8 protein-coding genes are annotated in these 4,969 nt (G+C 34.7%); all 8 read right to left on the bottom strand.

The annotated features are described in order from the left end of the window. The coding region (locus GX311_08145) for an elongation factor Ts (GenBank protein NLK16352.1) at window positions 1-209 on the bottom strand (209 nt) is incomplete at its 3' end. 34 nt (window positions 210-243) lie between these two features. Beyond that, on the bottom strand, window positions 244-1,131 hold the full coding sequence (gene rpsB / locus GX311_08140; GenBank protein NLK16351.1) for a 30S ribosomal protein S2: 888 nt from the start codon (window positions 1,129-1,131) through the stop codon (window positions 244-246). Between the two features lie 101 nt (window positions 1,132-1,232). Further along, a complete protein-coding gene (gene rpsI, locus GX311_08135) occupies window positions 1,233-1,619 on the bottom strand; it encodes a 30S ribosomal protein S9 (GenBank protein ID NLK16350.1) in 387 nt (128 codons plus the stop codon). A 71-nt stretch (window positions 1,620-1,690) separates the two neighbouring features. Next, the gene (gene rplM, locus GX311_08130) at window positions 1,691-2,146 is read right to left on the bottom strand and encodes a 50S ribosomal protein L13 (GenBank protein ID NLK16349.1); all 456 of its coding nucleotides are present in this window, start codon (window positions 2,144-2,146) and stop codon (window positions 1,691-1,693) included. A gap of 226 nt (window positions 2,147-2,372) precedes the next feature. Continuing rightward, entirely contained in the window at window positions 2,373-3,170 is a 798-nt protein-coding gene (locus tag GX311_08125; protein ID NLK16348.1) for a TSUP family transporter, read from the bottom strand. 188 nt (window positions 3,171-3,358) lie between these two features. Next, window positions 3,359-4,021 (bottom strand): hypothetical protein, encoded by a 663-nt coding sequence (locus GX311_08120; protein ID NLK16347.1) that lies wholly within the window; start codon window positions 4,019-4,021, stop codon window positions 3,359-3,361. A 132-nt stretch (window positions 4,022-4,153) separates the two neighbouring features. After that, window positions 4,154-4,657, bottom strand: coding sequence for a DNA-deoxyinosine glycosylase (locus tag GX311_08115; protein ID NLK16346.1), 504 nt, complete (start codon window positions 4,655-4,657; stop codon window positions 4,154-4,156). Between the two features lie 139 nt (window positions 4,658-4,796). Continuing rightward, on the bottom strand, window positions 4,797-4,969 hold a 173-nt coding region (locus GX311_08110; protein NLK16345.1), incomplete at its 5' end, for a hypothetical protein.

The raw sequence follows: 4,969 nt of genomic DNA, 5'->3' as shown, positions 1-4,969 counted from the left end.
TTTTTATTATCTGTAACTTTTGCCAAAACAACACCTTCGGTTGCGTCTCTGTCGGCACGTTTTGCAGCAACAAGTTTACCTTTTTCTCGGATAATTTCTACTGCACGTTCAAAGTCTCCATTAGCTTCTTCTAAGGCTTTTTTGCAGTCCATCATTCCTGCTGCAGTCATTTTACGTAATTTTGCTACATCGGCAGCTGTTATTGCCATGATTATATATTTTTATATTGTTAATTTCTTTTGATTAATCTTCATCTGTTTCATCAATGTCGTCTTCTACCTCGTCCACTTCCTCATCATCTTCATCAAGATCAACATCGTCTATATCTTCATCTTCGTCAAGCTCTTCTTCAGCCTCGGCTTTTGCCCTATCAGCTGATTTTCTTGCTCTGGTTCTCTTTGCTGGTTTGTTATCTGAACCATCGTCCTCTTTGTCGCGCTCTACTTTACGCTCGTTTAATCCCTCTTTTACAGCATCTATGACATAATCAAGGATTAATGAAATTGATTTTGCCGCGTCGTCGTTTGCGGGAATTGCAAAATCAACCAAATTAGGATTTGAGTTTGTATCCACAATAGCAAAAATTGGGATGTTCAAACGGCGAGCCTCAGCTACAGCATTTTTCTCTTTTTGTATATCAACGATAAAAACTGCCGCTGGTATTCTTGTCATATCAACGATTGAACCAAGGTTTTTCTCAAGTTTTTCACGTTGACGTGAAATTTGTAAGCGTTCGCGCTTTGACATGTGTCCAAGTGTACCGTCTTTTTCCATTTTGTCAATCATTGACATTTTTTTAACGGCTTTGCGAATTGTTGGAAAGTTTGTCAACATACCGCCAAACCAACGTTCTGTAACGTATGGCATTCCTATTGCGCCTACTTTTTCGGCAACAATATCTTTGGCTTGTTTTTTTGTGGCGACAAACAATATTTTTCTTCCCGAGCGGGCTATGTTTCTCATTGCATTTGCAGCCTCGTCGAGTTTCACAATTGTTTTGTGAAGGTCTATAATGTGAATCCCGTTTTTCTCCATGAAGATATATGGAGCCATGTTTGGATTCCACTTACGCTTTAGGTGTCCGAAGTGTGCTCCGGCATCAAGCAGTTGGTTAAATGTTAAATTTGCCATGTTTTTTTCTTTTCAAGTTTACCTTCTTCATTTATGCAACCTGTTGGTAGTCTTCAAATAAGAGTCCGACAGGTTTAGATACTAAACTTGTAGTTAAATTTTTAACGTTTACTAAATTGAAATCTTTTGCGTGCTTTTGGTTGCCCATATTTTTTACGTTCAACAACGCGCGAGTCGCGTGTAAGGAAACCATTAACCTTAAGTTTTGGACGATTTTCGATATCTATTTCGCACAATGCTCTCGAAATTCCTAAACGTAGGGCTTCGGCTTGACCTCTAAATCCACCACCGCCGATGTTTGCTTTAACGTCGTATTTGCCTTCCATTTCAAGAACAGCGAATGGTTGCTCTACAATGTATTGTAACTGTTGAGTTGAAAAATACTCTTTATGGTCACGTCCATTGATTGTGATTTTTCCTGTTCCGTCATTAACAAATACTCTGGCAATTGCAGCTTTTCGTCTTCCGACTGTAGAAATTTGTTTCATCTGATTATAATTTTTTCAGTTTAAGGAATTTATGGAACTCACACTGTACAAGAGTGCTCGTTTCATAAAATCTACTTAATTTTCGATAAATCAATTATTTGCGGATTTTGCGCTTCGTGTTTGTGCTCGCTACCTGCATAAACATGAAGGTTTGTAAATAATCGACGTCCGAGTCTGTTTTTTGGCAACATGCCTTTAACAGCGCGTTCTAATACGGCACAAGGGTTCTTCTTATGAAGTTCTGACACCTTGATTTCACGCTGTCCTCCGGGATAACCTGTGTGGTGGATGTAGGTTTTTTGATCCCACTTTAAGCCTGTAAAGCGAACTTTTTCGGCATTGATTACCACAACGTTATCACCACAGTCCACGTGAGGAGTATAATCTGGTCTATGTTTGCCTCGTAATACTAATGCAATTACTGAAGCCAAACGACCAACTGTTTGATTTTCAGCATCAACAAGCACCCACTGCTTCTGTGCAGTTGCTTTATTAGCTGATACTGTTTTGTAACTTAATGTACTCACTTTTAATCTCCTGTTAGTGTTTTACATTTATAATATTATAGCTTAAAAAAATGGACTGCAAAGATAGATATTTAATTTTTAACCAACAACCTATTGTCTTGATTTTTAGAAAATCTTTTTTATTTCATACGTTTATAATTTTTCAGTTTAAGGTCATATGGAACTTACGTGCTTTATAATCACGCCCTTGGGGGTCACGTTTAGTTTGGCATATTCGTTTCATAGTTCAACTCTCTATAAAGATATCATAACTATATTTCAAAATCATTATCGCGACAATGATTAAAAAGATCAATCGAATAAAGGAGTTCCCTTTTTTGAGAGCTATTCTGCTTCCCGTAAAACTGCCTGCCATATTACAGATAGCCATCAATATCCCCAAATCTAAAAGATAATAACCCTGTTTAATGAATACGATTAGTGCAGAAATATTTGTTATACAGTTGATAACTTTTGAATATGCCGATGCCGTAACAAACTCAAAACCTAACACCACCACAAAGCCCAATACCAAAAAACTTCCTGTTCCGGGACCAAAAAAACCGTCATAAAAACCAACTAATATCCCAATGATTGAACCGAAAATAATTTGTTTTGTGAACGGTAAGGTCTTAGTTTGAACAGAGCCCAAATCCTTTTTCAGGAAAGTGTAAATTGCAATTACAATCAAGATAATCAGCACGATAGGTCTTAATGTATCTGTATTGATTGTACTTAAAAACTGTGCTCCTAATCTGGAGGCAATAAATGAAAAAAACGATACAATTAACAGTAACTTAAAGTTATACCTTACTTTTCGAGAATACTCGTATGCGGCAACCGTTGTACCAAAGAATGCGGCAAGTTTATTAGTGCCGAACAGCACCGGCAGTAGGCTTTTCGGGAAATTGACAAGTAGCGCGGGCAGTTGAATTAATCCGCCACCACCGACAATAGAATCAATAAATCCGGCAGCAAATGCCAAAAATATTAAGGATAATATTGTTATGGTGGAGTAATCGGTAAAAAGGGTTAAGGAGTTCATTATGACATACTTATTTCGATTAGTTTATTGGTAGTAATAGTTGGCTTGCATACAACGGTTAACTAAACGATGTTGTGCTAGACTACAGAGTAATTTTCTACTAATTTTTCCGACTTTTTTTTCGAATCAGAAACATCTGAAAATCGTTGAAATCTACGTGCTCTATATCGTGTGGTGACGGTAGTTTTTTATTTTTGCTTATAATCATTCATAAAATTATAACTCAATCGTATCAAAATCGAATTATTGTCAATTTTTGTTCCTTTTATGTCACTGAAATTTGTAAAATGATACAATAACTCTATATTGGGACCATGTTTCTTTTTAATATAAAAAGCATAACCAATTCCAATATTTAAAGCTAATCCGCCAATAATTTTATTATTTTTAATCGTCTCACTTTCACTTATAAAAATCCAATCGATGCCAATTCCTGTATTTGTATATAATTCATGGCTTACATTTTTAAAAATCAATCGTTGATATTCAAATCCAATGTAATTAGCTTTATAAGCATTTATACTTTTTAATGTATCATTATCCAATATTTTATAATATTTATCAGAATTCCCGAATCTATATTCGTAGGTTAAATTAAATCGATTTTTACTTTTCTTAAATCCAAGCAACATATTAATTATTGGATGACAACCCGTTGTACTATTAATCAATAATCCAGTTGATAAATAAAGATACATATTAGGTGTTTCTTTGATGCTATCAAGATGATTTGAAGTTCTCATAAATTTTATGGAATCAGGAATAACATGTCCAATTTCCGAAGCTTTTATGTCGTTTAATCTTATAAAAACAATCAAAATCGCAAAAGCTATTTTAATACATATTTTCATGCCTAAGTATGTCTTTTTATTATGTTTACTAACGTATCTTTTACGAAACAAATATAAAACATTCGTAAATTGTTTTCGATAATTTTGTCCTGTAAATTGAAGGGCTAATACAGTAAATCAGAAAATCAACAATCAAAGTTTTGGAAAATGTATTTTATAGATTTCTGCTTTTCTCTCAAAACTCATTCGTCTATAAATCGGTGATGGAGAAGGCAGAGTAATCAAGTTGACATTTTCCGGAACCTTGAAATGTTGGCAAAACTCATTTTTAACGCCCTTACTTGTAAATAGAATTTTGTCAATCGGATTAGTTTCTATTATTTCAGCAAGTTTAGAGTTATAGGTCTTGTTAATCAAATTTGAATCGGAGTTGCTGTTTTCTTTTCTTTCGCAAGATTCAATAATATCTGTAATACCTATTTTTGCCTTATTAAATAAGTTTTTCTTATCGTCCTTTGTTTTTAATTCTATGTTGTAAACATTTTCTAAGAGCTTCCAAAATTGATTTCGCTTGGCACCGTAAAACCAATCATCCTCTCTTTTTGCTTGTGTCGATTCTTTTCCGGGGAAACTTCCAATTACCAAGATTTTACAATCTTTTGGGACAAATGGCGGAAATGGATGTTTTTCAATCATAGTAATTGATTTGCGGTTTCGTTGGTTTTTATGTGTCCTAATGGTGAGTATATGCAAAGTAGGCGTTTGCGGGCTTCAAACTTATCAAACTGTCACCTTTTGAAGCAAACGACAACTATTAAATTTACTGATAGTTAGCCTATTTTGTATATACATTGTTGTGCGTTTGCGTATTAATTATGCTATCTTCTATGATGGATAGTACCTTTTTAGCTCCAATCTCTGATAAATGGTCTCCATCTACAAAGTCGGTATCATTAAAAACCGGTGATTCCCAAAAATCAAAAACTGGTACTTGATACTTATTGCGAA

The sequence above is a fragment of the Bacteroidales bacterium genome (genome assembly GCA_012519055.1).
Lineage (GTDB): Bacteria > Bacteroidota > Bacteroidia > Bacteroidales > Salinivirgaceae > JAAYQU01.
Note: the sequence above shows the minus strand (reverse complement) of the source record. Positions and strands in the feature narration are given on the sequence as shown.

Bases quoted from the DNA above. Each gene is read 5' to 3' on its own strand.
- GX311_08120 (NLK16347.1), bottom strand. From the start codon at position 4,021: ATGAAAATATGTATTAAAATAGCTTTTGCGATTTTGATTGTTTTTATA.
- rpsB (NLK16351.1), bottom strand. From the start codon at position 1,131: ATGGCAAATTTAACATTTAACCAACTGCTTGATGCCGGAGCACACTTC.
- GX311_08125 (NLK16348.1), bottom strand. From the start codon at position 3,170: ATGAACTCCTTAACCCTTTTTACCGATTACTCCACCATAACAATATTA.
- rpsI (NLK16350.1), bottom strand. From the start codon at position 1,619: ATGAAACAAATTTCTACAGTCGGAAGACGAAAAGCTGCAATTGCCAGA.
- GX311_08115 (NLK16346.1), bottom strand. From the start codon at position 4,657: ATGATTGAAAAACATCCATTTCCGCCATTTGTCCCAAAAGATTGTAAA.